The sequence below is a fragment of the Streptomyces sp. SID5785 genome (assembly GCF_009870065.1).
Taxonomy (GTDB): Bacteria; Actinomycetota; Actinomycetes; order Streptomycetales; family Streptomycetaceae; genus Streptomyces.
The window spans coordinates 1-3444 of the sequence record NZ_WWIA01000600.1 but is presented as its reverse complement, the minus strand read 5'-3'; the positions used below and the strand labels follow the sequence as shown (position 1 = coordinate 3444).

General features: G+C 73.4%; 4 protein-coding genes. 2 read left to right on the top strand and 2 right to left on the bottom strand.

Annotated elements, in window-relative coordinates; genetic code table 11:
• On the top strand, nt 1–385 hold a 385-nt coding region (locus GTW43_RS19860), incomplete at its 5' end, for a histone-like nucleoid-structuring protein Lsr2 (protein ID WP_202501721.1).
• 136 nt (nt 386–521) lie between these two features.
• Here the strand turns inward: GTW43_RS19860 and GTW43_RS37580 are convergent.
• On the bottom strand, nt 522–791 hold the full coding sequence (locus GTW43_RS37580) for a hypothetical protein (protein ID WP_202501720.1): 270 nt from the start codon (nt 789–791) through the stop codon (nt 522–524).
• A 338-nt stretch (nt 792–1129) separates the two neighbouring features.
• Here GTW43_RS37580 and GTW43_RS19855 point away from each other — a divergent pair, with 338 nt between their 5' ends.
• Nucleotides 1130–2830, top strand: coding sequence for an enoyl-CoA hydratase-related protein (locus tag GTW43_RS19855; RefSeq protein WP_161303362.1), 1701 nt, complete (start codon nt 1130–1132; stop codon nt 2828–2830).
• A 21-nt stretch (nt 2831–2851) separates the two neighbouring features.
• Here the strand turns inward: GTW43_RS19855 and GTW43_RS19850 are convergent, their stop codons facing one another.
• Nucleotides 2852–3325, bottom strand: coding sequence for a hypothetical protein (locus GTW43_RS19850; RefSeq protein ID WP_161303361.1), 474 nt, complete (start codon nt 3323–3325; stop codon nt 2852–2854).
• Between the last annotated feature and the right edge of the window lie 119 nt (nt 3326–3444).

The following is a 3444-nucleotide window of genomic DNA, read 5'->3' as shown; positions in this document are numbered from 1 at the left end:
GTCCGGGGACGCCGATGCCCCGTCGTGGCGCAGGGAATGGGTGCCGTTCGTCGCGGAGCGCGACGGCTTCTCGGGCAGGTTCGTGAACGCGCGCACCGGCACGGTCGGGTCCTGGTGCGAAGGGCGGTCCCCGGCGGACGACGAGTACCTCTCGCTGTCCGCCTTCTTCCAGGAGGTGGCCGAGCGGCTCGGGGGCGCCGCGCCGGACGACGGGGGAGGCCGTGGCGTCCGCGCGGGCGGACAAGGCGCCGAGAACGACCCCGGGAACGACCCCGTGCGCCGGTGGGCGCGAGGCAACGGCTTCGTCGTGAACGACCACGGACGCATTCCTGCCGCGATCCGAGAGGCCTACGAGCGGTGGCGTGCTCAGGAAGGCGGCCGGTGACGGACGACAGCACCGTCGTGGGGCGCGGCCGCGGCGGCTCGGCCTGTCACCACGTCGCTCAGGGTCCGCCTGCCGCCTGCCGCCTGCCGCCTGCCGCCTGCTGTCCCTACCGCCTACCGCTTGCCGTCCCTACCGTCTACCGGCGCTGCCCGGCCGCCCGTTCAGGCGCCGTGTCCCGCGCCCGCGTGACGCGCGAGGGATGGCGTCGGGCCGCGCGGAACATCAGCCATGCCGCCAGCACCCCGGGAAGACAGTGCACCGCGAGCACTCCGAGCAGATGTGGTCCGCCCCAGTCGTTCGCGTACGAGGACGGGTCGCTGTAGTCGATGAGGAACGGTTCCACGAGGGCACGGCAGATGAAGAACGTGCCGACCAGACCGAGGGCGAGACCGACCGCCTTACGCATGAGGACTCCTGGGCTCGTGGCGCCTGTGTCAGCGCCGATACCTCGACGGTAGGAGCCGCGGACCTCCGGAAGAACCCGGCTGACCCGACACATGCTCTGGGGGAAAACCCGTACACGCCCTTGCTGAGCGGCGGCCGTGCACTCGGCATCCTGCGAACTGCGTAGGCGCGGCTACGCGCATGAGCGCATTCCCGGCCGTCACCCCGCCGAGCGGCCACGAGGTCCGTCACTTTCGAAGGACGGCCGCGGCCCGCTGCGCCCGGACGCAGCGCGCGCGGGACGACGACGGCGGCGGTCCGGCGCGATCACGGCGCCGGAGCGCGGACAGGAAGGTCGGTATGCGGATCCTGCTCGTGGCGAGCGCCTTCAACAGTCTCACGCAGCGCGTGTACGCCGAACTGCGGGACGCCGGGCACCACGTGACGGCGGAAGTGGTCACCGGAGGACCCGCGGTGCGGCAGGCGGTGACCCGGCACGCACCCCGGCTCGTCATCGCTCCGATGCTGACGTGCGTCATCCCCGAGGACGTGTGGTCGGCGCACACCTGTCTCGTCGTGCATCCGGGTCCGGTCGGCGACCGCGGCCCCTCCTCGCTCGACTGGGCGATCCAGGCCGGGGTGGACCGCTGGGGCGTGACGGTACTCGAGGCGAACGGCGAGATGGACGCCGGTGACGTGTGGGCGACCGCTGACTGCCTCGTGCCGCCGGTGGGCAAGAGCGATCTGTACCGCAACGAGATCTCCGACGCGGCGCTGGCGGCGGTCACGCTGGCGGTGGAACGTTTCGCGTCGGGCACCTACGTGCCGCGGCGGCAGCCGTCGGAGCCCGGCGCGGTCACGGTGCGGCCCGTCCTGCGCCAGCAACTGCGGCGCATCGACTGGGAGTCGGCCAGTACGGAAGCGGCGCTCCGGGCTCTGCGCGCGGCCGATTCGGTCCCCGGCGTGCTCGACGATCTGCTCGGCGAGGAGTGGTACCTGCACGGCGGCCACCCGGAGCGCGAGCTCACGGGGCCGCCCGGCCGGCTCCTCGCCACCCGCACCGGCGCCGTCTGCCGCGCCACCGCCGACGGCGCCGTGTGGATCCCCGAACTGCGCCGCCGGCGCCTTCCTGGCGGCCCCGCACAGATCAGACTGCCCGCGGTGACCGCGCTCGGCGACCGGCTGCCCCCGCTCCCCGAACACCCCGTCAGACCGGAGTCGAGCGGCACGGCAGCGGGCTGGAGCGACATCCGGTACCACGAGGACGGGCCGGTCGGCGTTCTCTCGTTCTCCTTCCCCGGCGGCGCCATGAGCACGGACCACTGCCGCCGACTGCTCGACGCGTACCGCACCGCCTGCACCCGGCCCACGTCGGTGCTGGTCCTCGGCGGCGGGCGGGACTTCTTCTCGAACGGCATCCACCTCAACGTGATCGAGGCCGCCGCCGATCCGTGTGCGGAGTCCTGGGCGAACATCAACGCCATCGACGACCTCGTCGAGGCCGTCCTGACCACCACCGACCGGCTCGTGGTGTCCGCGCTCGGCGGCAACGCCGCGGCGGGCGGCGCCATGCTGGCCCTCGCCGCCGACGAGGTCTGGTGCCGCAGTGGTGTCGTCCTGAACCCCCACTACCGCCTGATGGGCCTGTACGGGTCCGAGTACTGGACCTACACGCTGCCGCGCCGGGTGGGCACGGACGCCGCCCGGCGGCTGACCCGGGACGCACGGCCCGTGAGCGCCGCGTCGGGCGTCGGGCTCGGTCTCGTGGACCGGCTGATCGCGTGCGGCCCGCAGGAGTTCTCCGGCGAGGTCGTGCGCCTGGCCCTGCGGCATGCCGTGGCCCCGCAGACGTCGGCTCGTGTCGCGGCGAAGAAGGTGCGGCGCGAGCGCGACGAGTCGGTCAGGCCGCTCGCCGCGTACCGGCAGGACGAACTGGCCCGCATGCTGCGGACGTTCTCGGATCCCCACGCCTCCTACCACGCTCTGCGGCGGGCGTTCGTCCGCAAGGAGCGGGGCGCCGGCACGCCGGTCCACCCCGCCCCTCCCGGTGCCGCGGGGTGAACCGGCGTTCGGCTCCGGCTCCTACCGTCCCGCCGGGCCGGCGAGGACGGAGTAGGCCCACAGCGCCACGATGCCCGTGACGGTGAGCAGGACCACCCAGGAGGCAAGGCTCATGCGCCGCCCCTTCGGCGCCCGCCCGGCCCGCTTCGCGCGCGGCGCCCTCTGCCTCCCTGGCCGGGGCGGTGCCGGAGCGGGCGCTTCCGTTCCGGCGGCGGTCTCGGCGAGCAGACGGCGGCAGACCGCGGCCAGTTCCGCCGTCCCGGCGGTGAGGTCGACGACGACCTCCAGCCGGGCCGGAGCACTGGTGCCGCCGTCCAGGATCCGGCCGGCGCGGATCAGCGCCTGGTCCCGTCCGCCGGTCGGCGCCATGCTGATCCAGCGCCGTACGTGTTCCCCTCGGATCACCACTCCGCCGCCGCGCTCGCGGTAGACGGTGTGTTCTCTCCACAGGACACCTGCCAGTTCGTCGGCGGTCTCCCTGAGTTGTGTCTGCATGACCCTCCCCTGTCATGTCCCTGCTTTCATACAGCCGTCAGACTGTAGCGGCTCGTTGATCCAGCACCTGACCGCGGAACCCCCCGACCGGCAGCTCAGCGGGAGAACCCACTGAGCGG

Excerpts from the sequence above, each read along its gene's own strand:
- GTW43_RS37580 (WP_202501720.1), bottom strand. The coding sequence starts at position 791 with ATGCGTAAGGCGGTCGGTCTCGCCCTCGGTCTGGTCGGCACGTTCTTC.
- GTW43_RS19850 (WP_161303361.1), bottom strand. The coding sequence starts at position 3,325 with ATGCAGACACAACTCAGGGAGACCGCCGACGAACTGGCAGGTGTCCTG.
- GTW43_RS19855 (WP_161303362.1), top strand. The coding sequence starts at position 1,130 with ATGCGGATCCTGCTCGTGGCGAGCGCCTTCAACAGTCTCACGCAGCGC.